Source organism: Erwinia sp. JUb26 (assembly GCF_003751505.1).
Taxonomy (GTDB): Bacteria; Pseudomonadota; Gammaproteobacteria; order Enterobacterales; family Enterobacteriaceae; genus Erwinia.
This window is the reverse complement of sequence record NZ_RJVB01000006.1, coordinates 33,052-51,611: the sequence shown is the minus strand read 5'-3', so window position 1 is coordinate 51,611 and position 18,560 is coordinate 33,052. Positions and strand designations below refer to the sequence as shown.

Annotated in this window: 17 protein-coding genes; 8 read left to right on the top strand and 9 right to left on the bottom strand. The window is 60.3% G+C overall.

Annotated features, from left to right (window positions below; all coding sequences use genetic code 11):
• Nucleotides 1–6: 6 nt before the first annotated feature.
• From EC836_RS15810 to EC836_RS15795, 4 genes are read right to left on the bottom strand one after another with little or no spacing between them, the layout of a single operon-like run.
• Nucleotides 7–786 (bottom strand): ATP-binding cassette domain-containing protein, encoded by a 780-nt coding sequence (locus tag EC836_RS15810; protein WP_123334799.1) that lies wholly within the window; start codon nt 784–786, stop codon nt 7–9.
• Nucleotides 783–2,576 (bottom strand): dipeptide/oligopeptide/nickel ABC transporter permease/ATP-binding protein, encoded by a 1,794-nt coding sequence (locus EC836_RS15805; RefSeq protein WP_123334797.1) that lies wholly within the window; start codon nt 2,574–2,576, stop codon nt 783–785. Before EC836_RS15805 ends, EC836_RS15810 begins: the two co-directional genes overlap by 4 nt.
• On the bottom strand, nt 2,573–3,520 hold the full coding sequence (locus tag EC836_RS15800; RefSeq protein WP_123334795.1) for an ABC transporter permease: 948 nt from the start codon (nt 3,518–3,520) through the stop codon (nt 2,573–2,575). The genes EC836_RS15805 and EC836_RS15800 overlap by 4 nt, the downstream gene beginning before the upstream one ends.
• A 21-nt stretch (nt 3,521–3,541) precedes the next feature.
• A complete protein-coding gene (locus EC836_RS15795) occupies nt 3,542–5,119 on the bottom strand; it encodes an ABC transporter substrate-binding protein (protein ID WP_123334793.1) in 1,578 nt (525 codons plus the stop codon).
• Between the two features lie 123 nt (nt 5,120–5,242).
• Here EC836_RS15795 and EC836_RS15790 point away from each other — a divergent pair, with 123 nt between their 5' ends.
• Nucleotides 5,243–5,893: a DUF1028 domain-containing protein gene (locus EC836_RS15790; RefSeq protein ID WP_123334791.1), complete on the top strand. Its 651-nt coding sequence runs from the start codon at nt 5,243–5,245 to the stop codon at nt 5,891–5,893.
• Between the two features lie 27 nt (nt 5,894–5,920).
• Here EC836_RS15790 and EC836_RS15785 read toward each other — a convergent pair whose 3' ends face one another.
• The 3 genes from EC836_RS15785 to hpxD all read right to left on the bottom strand — a co-directional run bounded on the left by EC836_RS15785 (nt 5,921) and on the right by hpxD (nt 8,302).
• A complete protein-coding gene (locus tag EC836_RS15785; protein ID WP_123334789.1) occupies nt 5,921–6,127 on the bottom strand; it encodes a hemolysin XhlA in 207 nt (68 codons plus the stop codon).
• Between the two features lie 159 nt (nt 6,128–6,286).
• On the bottom strand, nt 6,287–7,252 hold the full coding sequence (locus EC836_RS15780) for a PDR/VanB family oxidoreductase (protein WP_123334787.1): 966 nt from the start codon (nt 7,250–7,252) through the stop codon (nt 6,287–6,289).
• 12 nt (nt 7,253–7,264) lie between these two features.
• Nucleotides 7,265–8,302, bottom strand: coding sequence for a molybdenum cofactor-independent xanthine hydroxylase subunit HpxD (gene hpxD, locus EC836_RS15775; protein WP_123334785.1), 1,038 nt, complete (start codon nt 8,300–8,302; stop codon nt 7,265–7,267).
• 126 nt (nt 8,303–8,428) lie between these two features.
• Here hpxD and hpxR point away from each other — a divergent pair, with 126 nt between their 5' ends.
• Nucleotides 8,429–9,346 carry a LysR family hpxDE operon transcriptional regulator HpxR gene (gene hpxR, locus EC836_RS15770; protein WP_123334783.1) on the top strand — a complete coding sequence of 306 codons (918 nt, stop codon included), beginning with the start codon at nt 8,429–8,431 and terminating at the stop codon, nt 9,344–9,346.
• A gap of 6 nt (nt 9,347–9,352) precedes the next feature.
• Here the strand turns inward: hpxR and hpxO are convergent, their stop codons facing one another.
• Entirely contained in the window at nt 9,353–10,507 is a 1,155-nt protein-coding gene (gene hpxO, locus EC836_RS15765) for an FAD-dependent urate hydroxylase HpxO (protein WP_123334781.1), read from the bottom strand.
• Between the two features lie 359 nt (nt 10,508–10,866).
• Here hpxO and EC836_RS15760 point away from each other — a divergent pair, with 359 nt between their 5' ends.
• The 6 genes from EC836_RS15760 (at nt 10,867) to EC836_RS15735 (ending at nt 16,820) form a co-directional block, all read left to right on the top strand.
• The gene (locus tag EC836_RS15760) at nt 10,867–12,252 is read left to right on the top strand and encodes a nucleobase:cation symporter-2 family protein (RefSeq protein ID WP_123334778.1); all 1,386 of its coding nucleotides are present in this window, start codon (nt 10,867–10,869) and stop codon (nt 12,250–12,252) included.
• Entirely contained in the window at nt 12,230–12,730 is a 501-nt protein-coding gene (gene uraD, locus EC836_RS15755; protein WP_123334776.1) for a 2-oxo-4-hydroxy-4-carboxy-5-ureidoimidazoline decarboxylase, read from the top strand. Before EC836_RS15760 ends, uraD begins: the two co-directional genes overlap by 23 nt.
• Nucleotides 12,727–13,053, top strand: a complete 327-nt coding sequence (gene uraH / locus EC836_RS15750) for a hydroxyisourate hydrolase (protein WP_123334774.1) — start codon at nt 12,727–12,729, stop codon at nt 13,051–13,053. Before uraD ends, uraH begins: the two co-directional genes overlap by 4 nt.
• A gap of 409 nt (nt 13,054–13,462) precedes the next feature.
• Nucleotides 13,463–14,095: a DUF2272 domain-containing protein gene (locus EC836_RS15745; RefSeq protein ID WP_158612798.1), complete on the top strand. Its 633-nt coding sequence runs from the start codon at nt 13,463–13,465 to the stop codon at nt 14,093–14,095.
• A gap of 332 nt (nt 14,096–14,427) precedes the next feature.
• The gene (licT, locus tag EC836_RS15740) at nt 14,428–15,258 is read left to right on the top strand and encodes a BglG family transcription antiterminator LicT (RefSeq protein ID WP_123334770.1); all 831 of its coding nucleotides are present in this window, start codon (nt 14,428–14,430) and stop codon (nt 15,256–15,258) included.
• Between the two features lie 158 nt (nt 15,259–15,416).
• Entirely contained in the window at nt 15,417–16,820 is a 1,404-nt protein-coding gene (locus tag EC836_RS15735; RefSeq protein WP_123334768.1) for a glycoside hydrolase family 1 protein, read from the top strand.
• 51 nt (nt 16,821–16,871) lie between these two features.
• On the opposite strand, the gene EC836_RS15730 is transcribed toward EC836_RS15735, so the two are convergent.
• The gene (locus tag EC836_RS15730) at nt 16,872–18,344 is read right to left on the bottom strand and encodes a DUF1593 domain-containing protein (protein ID WP_233599350.1); all 1,473 of its coding nucleotides are present in this window, start codon (nt 18,342–18,344) and stop codon (nt 16,872–16,874) included.
• Nucleotides 18,345–18,560: the final 216 nt, after the last annotated feature.

Sequence of the window (18,560 nt, the reverse complement as noted above, 5' to 3'; positions counted from 1 at the left end):
TTTCCTTCACAGACGGGGGGCGCTGGCGAGCAGACTCTGCGTGTAGCTGTGCTGAGGTGAACGAAACAGCGTGGCGTTATCGGCACATTCTACCAAATCTCCGTGATACATCACCGCCACCCGATCGGCAATCGATTCGACCACCGCCAGATCGTGGCTGATAAACAGGTAGGAAAGGCCAAACTGTTCTTTCAGCTGATCCAGCAGCAGCAGAACCTGCGCCTGTACCGACACGTCCAGCGCGCTGACCGGTTCATCCAGCACCAGAATACGCGCTTCGGCGGCCAGCGCCCGCGCCAGGGCCAGCCGCTGGGCCTGCCCGCCGGAAAACTCGTGCGGATAGCCGATCAGGGCATCGGCGGGCATTTTCACCGCCTCCATCAGCTCCAGCATCCGCGCTTTTCGTTTGGCACCGCCGTAGCCGCACAGCGCCTTCAGCGGCACGTCCAGCGTATCCGCAATGGTTTTTCGCGGGTTCAGCGAGGCGACCGGATCCTGAAACACATACTGGATCAGCCGCCCGTTTTCTTTACCGTTGCGCCCGGAGCCCGTCTCATTGCCCATCAGGCGAATGGTGCCCGAGGTCGGCGTTTCCAGCCCGACCAGCATGCGCGCCAGGGTACTTTTTCCCGAGCCGCTTTCGCCCACCACCGCCAGCGTTTCCCCGGCGGCAAGATGCAGTGAAATCCCTTTGACCGCCTGCACCTGATGTGCCGCCGGGCTGAACCAGCGTGCGGCGTGGCCGAAGGTTTTTGTCAGGTTTTCTACCTCAATCACGTTGCTCATACGCGCTCCTGCTGGGGCTGGCTGGTGGGATAAAGCGCCGCGACCTGGCGCAGGAAATCACGGCCCTGGCCGGCCTTCGGCACGCTGGCGATCAGCCGTCGGGTGTAGTCGTGCTGTGGATCGGCCAGCACCGTCGCGGTGTCGCCGCTCTCAACAATTTCGCCGTGGCGCATCACCGCCACGCGATCGCAGATCTGCGCAATCACCCCGAAGTCGTGGGTGATAAACAGCAGGGTCAGGCCGCGTTCGCGGCGCAGGTTTTGCAGCAGTTCCAGGATCCTGGCCTGCACGGTAACGTCCAGCGCGGTGGTCGGCTCATCGGCGATGATAATTTCCGGGGCGTTCGCCAGCGCCATCGCAATGCCCACGCGCTGGCGCTGACCGCCGGAAAGCTGATGCGGCCAGGCGTTAAACCGCGCGGCGGCATCGGGGATGCCAACGTCCTCCAGCAGGGCGATCGCTTTCTGCCGCGCCTGGCCGCGCGATAGCGCCTGGTGCGCCTGAATGGCTTCGACGATCTGGTCGCCGATGCGTAACTGCGGATGCAACGTGCTCAGCGGATCCTGGAAAATATAGGCGACGCGCGCCCCCCGGCGCTGGCGCAGGGCGTCAGGAGAAAGCGACAGCATCTCTTCGCCGTCCACGTACACCGCGCCGCCGCTGATTTCACCCGGCGGGGAGGCCAGCAGGCCCATAATCGACAGCGCGGTAACGCTTTTCCCCGAGCCGCTTTCGCCAATCAGCCCCAGGCATTCCCCGCGCTGCAGATGGAAGCTGATGCCTTTCACCGCCTGCTGCGCCTGTTTTCCGGCGCGGAAGCTGACTGCCAGATCCACCACCTCCAGCAGGGCACCGTCGGTTTTTGCCACCGGTACGGCAGGGCGGGTGACGGTGGTGACCGCCTGCGCCCGCTGCAGCACGCCGGAGCGCAGCCGCGGATCGAGCAGGTCGCGGATGCCGTCGCCCAGCAGGTTAAAGCTCATTACCAGCAGGAAGATCATAATGCCCGGCACCAGCGATACGTGCGGCGCGCTGAACATCTGCGCGCGCCCCTGGCCGAGCATAGAGCCTAAATCCGCATCCGGCGGCTGAGTGCCGAGGCCGAGGAACGACAGTCCGGCGGTTTCCAGAATCATCCAGCCGATGGTGGTGGACATGGTCACCACGATCACCGGCATCACGTTGGGCAGCACTTCGGTGAACAGCACCGACGCGTGGCTTTTGCCGGAGAGCCGCGCCGCCTGCACGAAGTCGCGCTGGCGCAGGCCGACGGTCAGGCCGCGTATATTACGGGCAAAAAAGGGAATATTGACCACGGCGATGGCGTACAGCGCATTCAGCAGCCCCGGCCCCAGCACCGCGACAATCGCCAGCGCCAGCAGAATATAAGGGAAAGCCATCAGCATATCGATCAGCCGCATCAGCAGGCTGTCGGTGCGGCCCCCCGCGTAGCCCGCCAGCAGGCCGATCAGCGTGCCGAACAGCGCGGCCAGCAGCGTGGCGCTGATGCCCACCGCCAGCGACACCCGCGTCCCCCAGATCAGCCGTGAGAGCACATCGCGCCCCAGCGGATCGGTGCCCAGCAGATGCCCCGGCGACAGCGGCGGCAGCAGGCGCTGTAGCAGGTTGGTGGCATCGGGATCGGCCAGCGGCAGCAGCGGCGCGCAGAGGGCGACGATCGCCGTCAACAGCAGAATAATCAGCCCCAGCGTGGCCAGGCGGTTCGCCAGCAGCAGCGACCAGAGCGACGGGCGGTGGCGCGTGGAGGGCGCCGTCAGGATCTGGCTCATGATTTTAACCTCGGGTCGAGAAGCGCCTGCAGGATGTCGGCGCACAGGTTGATCAGCACATAAACCGCGGCGGCAACCAGCACGCCGCCCTGCACCAGCAGCAGATCGCGGGTGGCAACGGCTTTCACCAGCATCGCGCCCAGTCCCGGCCACTGGAAGACGGTTTCAATGTACACCGCGCCGCCCAGCACGAAACCGGCCTGAATGCCGATGACCGGGATCACCGACACCAGCGCCATGCGAAAGGCGTGGCGGTAAATCACCTTCGACTCGCTCAGACCGTTGGCGCGTGCGGTACGAATAAAGTCCTGACGCAGCACCTCCAGCATCGCGGTGCGGGTCAGGCGGGCGATCACCCCGGTGGCGACAATCGCCAGGGTGACGGCGGGCATGGCCAGATGATGCAGCAGATCCAGCCAGCCGCCGCCGCCCCAGATGGCGAACATCCCCGAGGCTGGGAACCACTGAAGCTGAACGGCGAACAGCATAATCATCAGCAGGCCTATCCAGAAGGAAGGCATGGAAATCCCCACCAGTACGCACAGGGTGATTAACCGATCGCCCCAGCCGAACTGGCGCAGCGCGGAGGCAATCCCGGCCAGCAGCCCGAGCACGGTACTCAGCAGCAGCGCGCTGCCACCGAGGATCAGCGTGGCCGACAGCCTTTGCAACACCTCGTCAATCACCGGGCGGTTCAGCACGTAGGAGCGGCCAAAATCGCCGTGCAGGATGTTGCCGATCCAGATCAGATACTGCTGCCACAGCGGCTTATTCAGTCCGAGATCGCGGGTGATGCGTTCCACGTTTTCCGGCGTGGCCCAGGCACCCAGCAGCGCCTGGGCCGGGTTGCCGGGGATCATCGCCATAATCAGAAAGACGATCAGCGAAAGCCCAATAAAGATGGGAACGATCGCCAGGACACGTTTTAGCGTGTAGTGCCACATAGTCAGGCTCCTGCGTCGGCGTTACTGTTTGGTCACCCGATTGAGTAACAGGTTAAAGTTCGGTTGCAGCGAGAAATGATTGATGCGCGTGGAGGTCACGGCATTCTGCTTCCAGTTAGCGACAAACAGCCACGGCGCGTCGTTGTGCACAATCTCCTGCACCTGGCGATAAAGCTGCCCGCGCTCCGCGTTATCGGTGGTCAGACGGGCTTTCTCCAGCAGCGTATCCACCTGCGGATTGCTGTAGTAGCCCGAGTTAAAGCCGCCTTTTTTCGGCCAGGCATCGCTGCGCAGGGTTAAAAATGGCAGGGTATCCGGGTCATTGGTCATCCACGCCATCTCCGCCATATGGGTCTGCGGCGTCAGTCCGGCGTTGACCTTGGACAGATAGGTGTTCCATTCGTAGGTTTCAATTTTTACGTTCAGTCCGACCGCCTTCAGATCGGCCTGAATGGCGGTGGCCATCGGCACCGGATCGAGCATCCCCGATCCTCCCTCCGTGACGTAGAAGGTCAGGGTTGCGCCTTCCGCTCCCGCCGCTTTCAGCAGGTCGCGCGCCTTCTGCGGATCGTACGGGTAGGCCTTCACGTCGGGATTCGCCGCCCAGCTGAACGCCGCCGGGATAGGGCCGTCGGCCACGTCCGCCGAGCCCTGGAGAATATTGTCGACCAGCGACTGTTTGTTCACCGCGTAGTTCACCGCCTGGCGCACGCGGACGTCGTTAAACGGTGGCACCTGGGCATTCAGCATCACGTACCAGACGTGCGGACCGGTGGTTTCATACAGACGGAAGCGTTTGCGCTTTTCAGCAAACAGCTTCACCGTATCCGGCGGGACTTCCACCATTGCATCGATCCCGCCGGAGAGCATCTCCGCCACGCGGGTATTGCCGTCGGTAATCGGGCGGAACACCACGGTGTTGACCGCCGGTTTACCGTCCCAGTAGGACGCATTCGCCGTCACCACCACGCGCTGGTTGGCGCGCCATTCGCCAAACTGAAACGCTCCGGTTCCCACCGGATGGCGGCCAAAATCCTTGCCGTATTTTTTCACCGCGCTGGGTGAAACGATCAGCCCGGTCGGGGTGGCCAGATTGGAGAGGAACGGCGCGAAGGGCTCTTTCAGGTGGAACACCAGCGTCTGCACATCCGGGGTATCAATGGATTTGATGCTGGAGAAGAAAAACGCCAGCGGGAACGGCCCGGTATCGTGCCACGGGTTCTTCTCGTCGATCATGCGATCGAAGGTGAACTTCGCCGCTTCGGCGTTGAACGGCGTACCGTCGTGGAAGCGCACGTTGTCGCGCAGGTGGAAACGGTAGGTGAGGCCATCCGGGCTGATCTCCCAGCGGGTGGCCAGCGCCGGTTCGATATCCAGTTTGCCTTCGCCGTTGCGCACCAGTCCGTCATACATATTGACCAGAATGCGCGAGTCGTTGGCGGCGGTGGCCACCTGCGGATCGAGCGACTGCGGCTCGGCAACCTGACCTATCAGCAGCGCATCGGCGGGCGTGGCGGCCTGAGCCAGCGGCGCGCCGAGCAGCGGGCACAGCAGCAGGGCGCCTGTGATTAAAACCTTGATTCGTCGCGTACTCAGCATGGTGGCCTCATCTGCTTCGGGAGTGAATACCGGTTGTCCTGATTATTATTTATGCGTATAAATAGGGCTTATTGCAATAATTTATCCATATAAATTTAGTCTGACCCTGCGACTGGAGCTGACATGACTTTCTCAATCGTCGCGCGCGATCCGCGTACCGGCGCGTTCGGTGCGGCCACGGCCACCGCCGGTCCGGCAGTGGGTGCGCTGGTGATCCACGGTGCTGCACGGGTGGGCGCGATTGCCACCCAGGCGATGACCAATCCGCTGTATGGCATTCACGGTATCGCGCGGCTGCGTGAGGGGTTTTCCGCCACCGAAACGCTGGCGATGCTGCTGCGGGAAGATCCGGAAGCACCCAGAAGGCAGGTAATGATCGTGGACCGCAGCGGCAGCGTGGCGCACTGGAGCGGCCCGCTATGCGGCGTTTATGCCGACAGCCTGTCGGTAAACGACGGGGCGGTGGGGGGGAATTTACTGCTCAATGCGGAAACGCTGGCGGAGATGCGCCGGGAATATCAGATGGGCAGCGAGCTGCCGTTTGCCGATCGGCTGCTGGCGGCAATGCGCGCCGGGGCCGCAGCCGGGGGCGACAGGCGCGGCATGCATTCAGCCGCGCTGAAAATCTGGTACGATCGCGAATACCCCGACGTTGACGCCCGCGCCGACTGGTCCGCCGCGCCGCTGGATACCCTGCAGGAGGTGCTGCACCAGCTGCGTCAGCCGCTGTTTGCCGGGTTCTTTGCCGAGATCCCGAAGGGGGATCCGCAGTAGCGCGGGAAAAATTTTGACGGTTGGCAGTTATCCGAACAGGTACTTCGCCACGGCAAGGCCGACGCTTGCAATTGCAATCATCGTCGTTGCTAACCATCTGGTCTGGTTGGTAAGTTCTTTCTGCACATCGGTTCTGATTAGCTGTACATCCTCTTTTGTAGCGAAGCTCTTCGATCGCTCAGAAAGCGTTGCCACATCTACACGAATCTTTTCCATCATGTCCTTGTCATCCACGTCCTGTTCTCCCTTACATGGCTTCACTGCCTGGTAAATTAATCACGCCCTTACTTCAACATGATTATTCTTTAACCAATTCTGTTGCTGTCAGGCAAACTTTGCAATGCGATGATTTTCCAGAATGCAGGTGTGAAGCCAGGGATCAACGGTTTCCTTTCAAAGATCGATAACAATCTCCCCGGAGTGGCTGCGCGAGCAGCACAGCGCGATATGCTGCGCCGGGGCGGTTTTTTCCTCTTCGGACTGCACGGTATCGCGGTGATCGATAACGCCGTCGATGACCGGCGTCAGGCAGGCGCCGCACAGGCCCATCTCGCAGGAGAGCGGCACGGCCACACCATTTTCCAGCAGCACCTGGGCGATGCTCTTGTTTCCCGGAACCGGCCAGCGTTCCCCGGTGGATCCCAGCGTGACGGTAAACGTGCCGTCCTGCGCTCCACCCGTCGTCGGGGCCGCGGGCTGGAAGGCTTCGCTGTGGATCTGCTCCGTCGCCCAGCCTTTCGCCCGCGCGGTTTCCGCGACCGAAGTCATAAAACCCTGCGGACCACAGATGTAAAGATGCTGTTCTCCCTGCGGCGCGGCGATGGTCTGCACCAGCCGCTGGCGCGGGCTGCCTCCCTCGTCGGAACAGTGAACGGTACACATCGCCAAATCGCTGTTTTCCATCAGTTCAGCGATAAAGGCGGCGCTGCGGCGGCTTTTTACAAAGTAGTGCAGCTCAAAAGGTGTGCCCGTCGCCCTCAGTTGCAATGCCATCGCGTACAGCGGAGTGATGCCGATCCCCGCCGCCAGCAGCAGCACCCGCCCCGCAGGATGCAGGGGAAACAGGTTGCGCGGCGCTGAGATCATCAGCCGCTGGCCGGGGCGCAGCGTGTCGTGAATATAGCGCGATCCCCCGCGCGATGCGGCTTCACGCGCCACGCAGATCAGATAGCGGTTCGCCTCGCCGGTTCCGGTCAGCGAATACTGACGGATAAGCCCGCAGGGCAGGTGGAGGTCGATATGCGCTCCGGGCTGCCAGTCGGGCAGCGGCTCAGAGCCGGTGCCCACCAGGCTGACCGCCAGACTTTTGTCGCCCTGGCACCACAGGCCATCGACCCTTGCTTCCAGCATGTCAGTCATCGCAGCCTCCTGTCAGACGAGGAAAAAGTCGCCGAAGCCCATTTTTTTCAGGCCGCGACGGTAGGCAATCGAACTGCGGTCGGCCGGGATATGCGCCTCCAGGGTGAGGTCCAGCGGCAGCCTTTCCGGGCGCTGAGTCTCCACCATCAGCCGGTCCTCCTCAAACACCCGCAGGTTAAAGGCATGCACATCCTCCACCGGCACGTGCAGATCGACATTGCGGGCGATCGGCGCAAACATCCGCGTGACCCGGGCCGACACCGGCGAGGCGGCATTCATAATCACCATCCGCTCCTCGCCGGGGAAATGAATGGTCAGCGTGGCGGTAAACGGCAGGTGCATTTCAAAATGTCGCAGCCACTGGAACCCTTCCGGCGCGCGGTATTCCGAGTGCGGCGCGTAGTTGCTGACCGAACTCCAGTAGTCGGCAACGAAGCCGAACGGCGTTTCCTGCGGCTTGTAGTCCGGAACCCGCTGGTTGTCGGCATCGGCGAAGGTATCGGTATGCACCCAGGCAAAGTGGGCGACGTCCAGGAAGCCCTCTACCTGGCGACCGGCGAACCCGTTGACCTCAAAGCCCGGGCAGTTGATCTGCTGGTAGCCGTCTTCGTCCCACAGCGGCATGCTCGGCAGCGGCTGCGGGTTGTCAGCATCGAAGTCCAGGCAGGTCCAGATCAGCCCGTAGCGCTCTTCCACCGCGTAGCTCGTCAGGTTCAGCTTCGCGGGTACCGGCTGGTCCGGGCTGGAGGGAATGCGGTTACAGCGGCCGTCTTCGCCAAAGCGCAGGCCGTGGTACGGGCAGATAATGCCTTCCTCATCGTGAAAACCCAGCGTTAGCGGTACGCCGCGATGCGGGCAGACGTCGCGTGCTACGACGACTTTGCCCTTGATGCGATAGATAACCAGCTGTTCGTCCAGCAGCGTGGCTTTCACCGGCACGGCGTCGATGTCGCAGGCGCGGGCCACCGGGTGCCAGCATTTCGCCAGCTTCAGCCAGTCATCCGGCTCGAAGGTGCAGTGCGCGGGGGGAGTGGGTTTGTGCGTGTTCATCGTCGGCCTTCCTGCTCACAAAAAGTAGTTGTTTAATTGTTGTGGGTTTATTGTTGTCATATTAGGGTGTACGCATCCATCAGCATTAATTCACCAGGGTGTTGCAAAAATGAGTACAGGTGCCGCATGAGTCCGTTTTCCCGTTTTGCGCTCTACTTTGCCGAAGTGGCCCGCTGCGGCAGCCTGCGCCGGGCGGCGGAAAAGCTGCATATTTCCGCGTCGGCGATTAACCGCCAGATCCTGCAGGCTGAAGAGGAGTTCGGTACGCCGCTGTTTGAACGGCTGCCGGAAGGGCTGCGGATGACCACGGCGGGGGAGCTGCTGTATGACAATATCCTGCGCTGGCAGAAGGAGTTTCGCCTGACGCGGCAGAAGTTTGATGAGCTGCAGGGGCTGCGGCGCGGCACGGTCAACGTCGGGCTGGTGCAGGCGCTGGCGGAAGGCAGCTTTGCCAGCGCGCTGTCCGATATCATCGCCGACTGGCAGTGGCTGGAGCTGGTTTTACAGGTGGCCGACAGCCATACGGTCAGCCAGAAGGTCCGGCAGGCCGATCTCGACTTCGGGCTGATCCTCGACCCGGAAGGGCAGGCGGGGCTGAGCGTGCTGGCGTTTGTCGAGCTGGAGATGGGCATCGTGATGCGTGCGGATCACCCGCTGGCAGCCTGCGGGCGCATCTCGCTGGGGGAACTGAGCGGAGAGCGCCATATCCTCCCCGGCGCGCCGCTGATGGTTCATGACCGGGTGGCGATGCTCTACCGCCACCATGATTTTTCCCCGGCGAACACCATCAGCTGCAATGATATCCGGCTGATCAAATCGCTGGTGCTGAAGGGCAGTGGCGTAACGGTGCTGAGCCTGCTGGACGTTCACGACGAGGTAAAACGCGGCCAGCTGGCGTTTGTGCCGCTGCGCGGCGCGCTGCTGCGGCCGCTGACGCTGGCACTCTGTACCGCGCCTTCGCGCCAGCTTTCGCGCCCGGCGCAGATGGCGATCCAGAAGCTGACAGCGGTGCTGGAGGCGATGCAGTCCACGGCCCCAGCCTGAGAGGCGTCAGCCCAGCGGTCCGCCCTGAATGGTTTCGCACATGCCGTTGATGATGCGCTCGCCGGTTTCCTCCTTCAGTTCCTGATACCAGGCCTGGGTGAGCGCCATATCCTTGCCGTGGGTCACGTCACAGCGCTTGCGCGCCTTGAGCACCAGGTCACGCACGCGGTCGCAGCGCTGCGTTTCATACTCGCGCAGCGCCGATTCGATATCGCGGTTCTCGCGGAAAACGGCACCGAGCACCACCGCATCCTCCATCGCCGCACAGCCGCCCTGGCCGATATCCGGCGTGGTGCTGTGCCCGGCGTCGCCCAGCAGCGCCACTTTCCCGCGCACCAGCCGGTCAAACGGCTCGATATCGTGGATCTCAATGCGGTTGGTGGTGTCGGGGTTCAGTGTGGCAATCAGCTTCTGCACCGGTGCGGCCCAGCCGCTGAAATAGCGGGTGAGATCGGCGCGCAGGGTCGTGCGATCCTCCGCCAGCCCCGCCGGGAGCGGCACGTCAAAAAAGAAGTAGAAGCGCCCGTTGGAAACCGGCATCAGCGACACGCGCTTGCCTTCGCCCACAAAGGTGGTCCACTGTTCGGCGGGGGCCAGGCTTTCATCGATGTCCACCAGGCCGTTCCAGTTAACGTAGCCCGCGTAGCGCCGCTCCGGCGTGTAGCCCAGTACGTAAGGACGCAGCGCTGAGTGGCTGCCGTCGGCGGCAATCAGAAAATCGCCGTGGGCCGAGGTGCCGTCGGTAAACCAGACGGTCACGCCGTCGCCGTTTTCCTCGGTGTGGGTGACCCGCTTGCCGAACTGCACCCGATCGCGCCCCCAGAAATCCAGCATCTCGCGCTGGAGTTCTGCACGGGAAACCGGGCAGGGGCGGCCGCCGGTGCGTGAGATCAGCGGGGCCAGGCTAAACCGGGTAAGCGCCTCACCGCTGAGATGATCCTGATACGCCATCGCCCGCAGCGGCCCGCCGAAGGTTTCAATAATCTCGCCCATGCCGAGGTGGTGCATGCACTTTACGCCGTTTGGCCAGATGGAAATTGCCGCCCCCACCGGTTTGATCTCTTTCACCGCTTCGTAAACTTCGCAGGTAATCCCTGCGTTTTCCAGCGCAACCGCAGCGCTCAGGCCGCCAATGCCGCCACCGATAACTATTGCTTTCATTTTTCTCTCCTGTTCAGGCGTCGTAACAGGATTCAGCAATTTGCGTACCAGGTCGGCAAAGGCGCTGGCGGCGGGGTTTTCATTGCGCCTCTATGCCGATCTGCCTTTTTTTAGTGCAATACATCGCAGTCTCTGCCTTATCGTGAATCAATAATTTCTTAACCGGCATGGAGGAATCTAACGTTTCACTGTGCCGTGGCGGTTGAACGGGGGAATGAATGGCCCTGAATGATGAATTTATCTTATTGAAATTACGTGGATAATCGGCCGGGAAGAAAAATATCCGCCCCGTTCGGGCGACTCTGGTCTGGTTTGTGCAGTGTGCAGATATCGCTTATTCGCAACGGGATGCAACAACCATGGCTGATGAAAAGAACGACACGCTGATTTACGGACTTGAGCAGAAGATCCCACCGCTTCCGGCCTTTTTCAGCGCGCTGCAGCACGTGCTGGCCGGGCTGGTGGGGATCATCACGCCGCCGCTGATTATTGGTGCCACGCTCGGGCTGGGCGACTGGATGCCGTATCTGATCAGCATGTCGCTGCTGGCCTCCGGCATCGGTACGTTTCTCCAGTCCAACCGCGTGTGGGGCATCGGCGCGGGGATGATCTGCATGCAGGGCACCAGTTTTGCCTTTCTCGGCGTGGCGATTGCCGGTGGCATCTGGGTAAAAGGTCAGGGCGGCGGCCCGCAGGATATTATGGCCATGCTGTTTGGCGTAAACTTCGTCGCCGCGCTGGTGCCGGTGATCGTCAGCCGCTTTATCGAACCGCTAAAAAAAATCTTTACCCCGATCATTACCGGCAGCGTGATTGCGCTGATCGGCATCAGCCTGATTAAAGTCAGCGTGATCAACTGGTGCGGCGGCGAGCAGTCGCAGGCGTTCGGCAGCATGAGCAATATCGCCTTAGGGGCCGGTACGCTCGGCGTAATCGTGCTGCTGAGCTGCGCGAAAAACCGCTGGCTGCGCCTCTCTTCGGTGGTGGTGGGCATCGCCGTTGGCTGTATCGCGGCCGCGCTGAGCGGCAATTTCCATCTCACCGGCATCGGTGACACCTGGTTCCGCCTGCCGTCGCTGTTCCCGTTTGGCTTCCAGTTTAACAGTGCGATTTTCCTGCCGATTGCCTTAGTTTCGCTGGTGTGTATTCTTGAAGCGGTGGGCGATTTAACGGCCAACTGCCTGATTTCGAAGCAGTCCATTAACGACGGCGCTTTTCGCTCCCGCCTGAAGGGCGGTATTCTGGCCGACGGCATCAGCTGCATGGTGGCCGCCATGCTGTGCGCGTTTCCCAACACCACCTTTGCGCAGAACAACGGCGTGATCCAGATGACCGGCGTCGCCAGCCGCTACGTTGGCCGCTATATTGGGGTGATCCTGATCCTGCTGGGGCTGTTCCCGCCGTTTGGTGAGATCCTGCGGCAGATCCCCACGCCGGTGCTGGGCGGCGCGACGATGGTGATGTTTGGCTGCGTGGTGGCGGCCGGGATCCGCATTATTACCCAGGTGCCGTTAAACCGCCGCGATATGCTGATCGTCGGTCTGGCGTTCGGCTTCGGCCTGGGCGTGGAGGCGGTTCCGGCGTTTCTCGCCCACTTCCCGCCGATTATCGGCAACCTGTTTGGCTCGGCGGCGACCAGCGGCGGGCTGGTGGCGATTGTCCTTAACCTGATCATTCCCGAAGAGAAAACCGCCGCGCCGGTCGCGGCAGCAAGGAGCAGTAATGACGGCGCTGAGTCACTTTAATCATCTTTCATCCCCGCAGGCGCTGGCCCTGATTGAACCTTGCGTGGCAATCCCGGCATGGGGTGAAGCCGTGGTGGCGTCGCGGCCCTATGCCAGCCGCGAATCGCTGCTTAACGCCGCGCGGGTGGCGACGCAGCGCTGGGGAGAAGCGGAGCTGAATCAGGCGCTGAGCGCGCATCCGCGCATCGGCGAAAAGCCCGCAGGCTCGCAGGCGCACGCCGCGCTGTCGCGGCAGGAGCAGGGCGCCGTTAACGATCAGGACTCACAGCTGGCGCTGGCGTTGAAGGCGGGTAATGCCCGCTATGAGGCACGCTTTGGCCGGGTGTTCCTGATCCGCGCCAAAGGCCGCAGCGGCGAGGAGATCCTGGCCGCGCTGGCGCAGCGTTTAAACAACAGCGACGCGGAAGAAGTGCAGGCGGCACTGGAAGCGCTGCGCGACATTACCCTGTTACGACTGGAAGGAGCAATAAGCGAATGACCACTCTGAGCACCCATATTCTGGATATTTCCACCGGTAAACCCGCCGCAGGCGTGGCGCTGCGGCTTGAGCAGGGCGAGCAGGTTATCGCCAGCGGGCTGACCAACGCCAACGGACGGCTGGGCGACTTCGCGCCCGCGCCGCTGCCGCCGGGGCGCTACCGGCTGGTGGCGGAAACCGGCGACTGGTTTGCGGCAAAGGGGCTGGAAACGCCTTTCCCCTGCGCGCAGATTGACTTCATTATCCCGTCCAAGGCGGACGATCACTACCATCTGCCGTTTCTGATTGCCCCCGGCGGCTGGTCCACCTATCGCGGGAGCTGATCGGGCGGTGATCTACTCCGAACCGCAGGGCGATAGCTGCGCTTCAACGGCGGCAGCGACTCGAATCGCCACTGCTGTCTGTTCCCGGCTCAGGCTGTTATTCGTGATATCCTCGGATTGAATCTGCGATCTACCGTAAAAAATACTTTGCCGGATTAAAATATTGCTCTGAGTGAAAAATATAATAGATTTCATTGGGTTAATTGTTTTTTTCAATCAAAGCAACGTGTTGGAAAAGGGGGCGGGTCAGGTTATTATCGCTTTCGGCAAACCGATACCTACGCCTTTCATAACGCCTGTCTCTGGAAAGCGAAAAGTTTAGGCGCTTCATTTTTGGTTATTCAAAACTAAAAAGTAATTAAATTTTTAACAGATGAGGTTTCATTTTTCACTAGTCTGTGGGGGATGTATGACTATTTTTATTGAAAAGCTGTTATCGGCATGCGATCGTGAATATACCAAGTTCCGATCTGGAACGCTGAAGGAATACGATAACGCGGTTTATAAACGCGTCGGCGAATACTGGAAGGCCATCGATATTGAAAATATCGATGGTAAAACGCTGTCAAAAGATAAGCATGGAAAGTTTTATAATCCGGCCTGGTCGTCAGCCTTTATTTCTTTCGTTGTCAGAAATTCCGGGGCAGGCAGTTTATTTAACTATTCTTCGGCGCACTGTCATTATATCGAGTCGGCAAGAAAGGCGAAGGTAAACGGCACTGACAGCGCCTATTATGCCGTTTCACCCGATTCGGATATTCCCGCCCCGGGTGATATTATTTGCTCGGGCCGCGAATATGCCAGCGAATACAGTTTCGAAAACGCCGAACTGGCTTACAGGGCCGACGGTTTCTATCCTTCACACGGTGACGTGGTTATTTATGTTAGTCGGGAGCAGGGATATATTATCACCGTCGGTGGGAATGTCGGCAATTCCGTAAAGCAGAAAAAAATACTTATCGATGACAACGGATATTTAGTGGACAGAGTGGATGGTAATAATCTTTTACCGTGGCTGGCCCTGTTGAAATGTCAGCTGTGAAGGATAGCGGAAAATAAGCGATTGTGCTTATTCTGAGCATGCAGCAAGCGGTTAACCGTGATTGAGCCGTGCCTTCCCCCATTCGGAGCATTCCAACAGGGTGGCCGCGATGTCGGTATCAACAGAATCCGTCCGGGCAGCAGTTCATGATTATCGTCACAGTTCCTGGCGAGGGGGCTTGAGCCTGGCGGTGTGATTGGTTATAACAGCGTCCTGGACGTTATCAGATAACCCTGAGCGAAACCTGATCGCATTGAAACCGTAATGGCTTCAATGCAATCAGGTTTTTTTTTGTCTTTTTTATGAACAAGGTCACCCAGAAGATGGCTGCAATGAAAGTCGACAAGATACTCAGCAATAACGCGGTGCTGCTGATCAACGCCAGGCAGGAAGAGGTGGTGGCCATCGGGCGCGGGATTGGCTTTGGCAAAAAGCCCGGCGACAGCGTCAATGCCACTGAGATCGAAAGCCAGTTCGTGAAAAAATCCGAGGGGCTGGCGGATGTGTTCGCGCAGCTGCTGGCGGAGATCCCACCCGCGCACCTCGCCGTGACCCAGCGGATTATCAATTTGGCGCAGCAGCGTCTGGCGATCACCGTGCAGGACACGTTGTTTATGGCGCTCAGCGACCATATCAATTTCGCCCTTCAGCGCCACAGCAGCGGACTGGCGATCAAGAACTTCCTGCTGTGGGATATTAAACGCTTCTACGCCGAGGAGTTTGCCGTCGGGCTGGAAGCGCTGGGGCTGATCGAGCAGGCGCTGAGTATTACGCTGCCGCAGGATGAGGCGGGATTTATCGCCCTGCATCTGGCCAATGCCAAAAACAACAGCGACATGCAGAGCACTATGGACAGTGCAACGATCATCAGGGACGTACTGAGCATTTTGCAGTACGATTTCAAGCTGACCTGGGATGAGGACTCGCTGGACTACCAGCGTTTCGTGACCCATCTGAAATTCTTCGCCCTGCGGCTGCTGAATCGTAAAACCGTGGCGCACGGTGATGACAGCATCTATCAGGGTATTACCGAAATGATGCCGAAGGCCTGGGCCTGCGCAAAGAAAATCTGTCACTATGTGGATAAGAACTATGGCTGCCAGCTCACCACCGACGAGGTGATGTTCCTGACCATCCATATCAACCGCCTTAGCGGCGGTTAAGCTGACTAACAGGTCACACTTCAGGGCGTAACTGAACCTATCAGGCGAAACCTGCTGCAGCACTGACATCTCGCGATGCCGGTGCTGAGCAGGTTTTTTTGTTTTCAGACCTGCACAGATAACACGCAGGTGAATGAGTGATAAAGGAGAACGTAACGATGAATATGGCATTCCCGAAAGGATTTTTGTGGGGCGGTTCGGTAGCGGCCAACCAGGTGGAAGGCGCATGGAACGAGGGCGGGAAGGGCGTTTCCACTTCCGATCTTCAGCCGCAGGGCATCCACGGCAGTGTGGTGGAGCGCGATGCTGACAGCCACGGCGTGAAAGACCAGGCCATCGATTTCTATCACCGCTACCCGGAAGACGTGAAGCTGTTTGCCGAGATGGGCTTTAAAGTGCTGCGCACCTCTATCGCCTGGACGCGTATCTATCCCGAGGGCGATGAGAGCCAGCCGAATGAAGAAGGACTGGCGTTTTACGACCGCCTGTTTGATGAAATGGCGCGCTACGGCATTCAGCCGCTGATCACCCTGTCGCACTACGAGATGCCGTATGGGCTGGTGAAAAAGTACGACGGCTGGGGCGGCCGTGAGGTGATTGCGCTGTTTGAGCGCTATGCGCGCACGGTGTTCACCCGCTATCGCGATAAGGTGAAGTACTGGCTGACCTTCAACGAAATCAATATGGCGCTGCACGCACCGTTTACCGGCGTCGGGCTGGCGGGGGAAAGAAGCAAGCAGGAGATTTATCAGGCGATCCACCATCAGCTGGTGGCCAGCGCCCGTGCGGTGAAGGCCTGCCACGAGATTATCCCGGATGCCAAAATCGGCAGCATGCTGCTGGGCGGGATCCGCTACCCGATCACCTGTAAGCCGGAGGACGTGCTGAAGGCGCAGAGCGTGAATCGCGACTGGCTGTTCTTCGGCGACGTGCAGGCGCGCGGGGCCTATCCGGCGTGGATCCAGCGCTTCTTCCGCGAAAACGACATCGTGCTGAATATCACCGCGCAGGATGCCGCCGACCTGAAAGAGACGGTGGATTTTATCTCCTTCAGCTACTACATGAGCGGCTGTGCGGCGGCGCAGCCGGAGCTGTATCAAAGCTCGCGCACCAATATCATGAAGATGATCCCCAATCCGCATCTGCAAAGTTCTGAGTGGGGCTGGCAGATCGACCCGCAGGGCTTGCGCTTCCTGCTGAATGAACTGCACGACCGCTACCTGAAGCCGCTGTTTATTGTCGAAAACGGCCTGGGGGCGAAAGACATTCCGGCGGCGGATGGCTCGATCCAGGACGATTACCGCATCCAGTATCTGCAGGCGCATCTGGTGCAGGTGAGGGAAGCGATTGAAGACGGCGTTGAGCTGATGGGCTACACCAGCTGGGGGCCGATCGATCTGGTCAGCGCCGGTACCGCGCAGATGTCGAAGCGCTATGGCTTTATCTACGTCGACCGCGATGATGAAGGCAACGGCACACTGGAGCGCCGCCGTAAGAAGAGTTTCTTCTGGTATCGCGATGTGATTGGCAGCAACGGCGGCAGCCTGAGCGATCCCGTCTGACCGTGTGAGAACGCATTGCCCGGGCGCCCTGCGCGCCCGGGCGTGCTGCCGCTATGGCGTCACCGTTACGATGGCGCGGCGATAAGAGAACAGCGACGGCGTTCCGTCATCCTGTACCTGCAGAATGATATGGAACGGCGTCGCTGTTTTTACCGCAGGCGCGGTAAAGCTCAGCGCTTCACGCTCTGTATTTTCCAGCTTCAGCTCCGGGCCAAAGTGGATATTCATGGCGGTGGCGGTCGGCTCTTTGTACTGCCACCAGCGGTAGCTGAGCCGGTTGTTGTCCACATCGTACGACCCCTTCGCCGACAGCTGGACCCCTTCACCCGATTTCACTTTTAGCTCGACGATCCCCTGTCCCGGCTGCCCGTTCAGCACCAGCTGCGGATTGTGGTTGGCCTTTTTCACGTCCGGGGTCACGCTCCACTGCATACGTGCGGCAAAATCATTTTGATACGCCTCGCGCCAGCGCCAGATAGTGGCGCTGGCGGTGCGGTGGCTTTTGCCATCGACGCCGGTGACCGTATCGGAGGTGCTGGTGCGCAGCCCGCTGCGGCTGTCGGGCGTCACCGCCGCATAGCGTCCCCCCCAGCCGCCGTATTCCGGATGTTCCGGCGCGTTCAGCCCGTTTTGCAGCAGGTAGAGGAACGAGGGCGTATCGCCTTCCATGGTGTATTCAATGGCCGGATAGGCCGCGCCCAGCGGTCCCTGATTGCGGATATTACCGGCCAGCCAGTCGTTGTTGACCTGGCTCATATCGCCGCCCTCGGCAAAGCGCGACGACATGCCGCTCCAGGTGGCGATGAAGTAGTCATTCCAGGCGTGAATGCTGGTGATGTAGCGCAGGGCAGGGAACTGCGCGCGGATCCATTCGCCGGTATTGTCCTGATCGGATATTGCATAAACGCGGATTTTGCTGACGAACGCCTCGACCTCTTCCGCGCTGCGCGTAGCGCGCACGTCGTACAGCGCCTGCGCCAGATCCACCGCACCGCCCCAGACGTCGATCCACAGCGGGCGCGGGTCCGGTTTATCCACCGACTGGATAATCAGCGCCGAGGCCTCGGTGGATTTCCCCGCGCCGACGTAGTCCATACCGTAGCCGGCGCGACCGGCCCGCACCACAGAACGCAGTTCCTCGGCGCTCGGGTAGCCTTCCGCGTGCCTGCGCAGATTCGGTAGCGCCAGCGCATAGGCGTCGATGCGTTTGTGCATCATCTCCGGGTTAACCCGGTCACGCAGCCAGGTTGAGGTGGTGGCTATCAGCCCCTCCACGTTAAATTCGTTGCTGTACACCAGGAAGCGCACCAGCGACTGCGAGTCGTCCGGCTCATTGCCGATGTCGGACAAAATCAGAATGCGCGTTTTCTGCTGCGCCGCCTGTGCCTGCATAGGTGCCTGCGCCTGCGCGTGCGTTTGTGCCTGTTGCTGCGTCGCTGCCTGTACCGCTGCGGCAATGGCGCAGCTGCTGGTGAGGGTACAGGCGAGCATCGTGCCGAGTAGTGGGTTTAACCGGGCCATCATCGTTCTCCATTGGGGATCGCCAAAAAAAAAAAAACCTGCTTTCCGTTGCCGGGTAAGCAACAGAAAGCAGGTTTCGCCAAAAGGTCAGTAACGTCCTGAGGGCGTAGTTATAAGAATCGGGCCCCGCCGGGGCAATCACTATTCCTGATAAATGTGATGCAACCGCCGTATTTAATTCTTTCCCACCGCTGTCAGAATGAAATTTTAGTGATGACT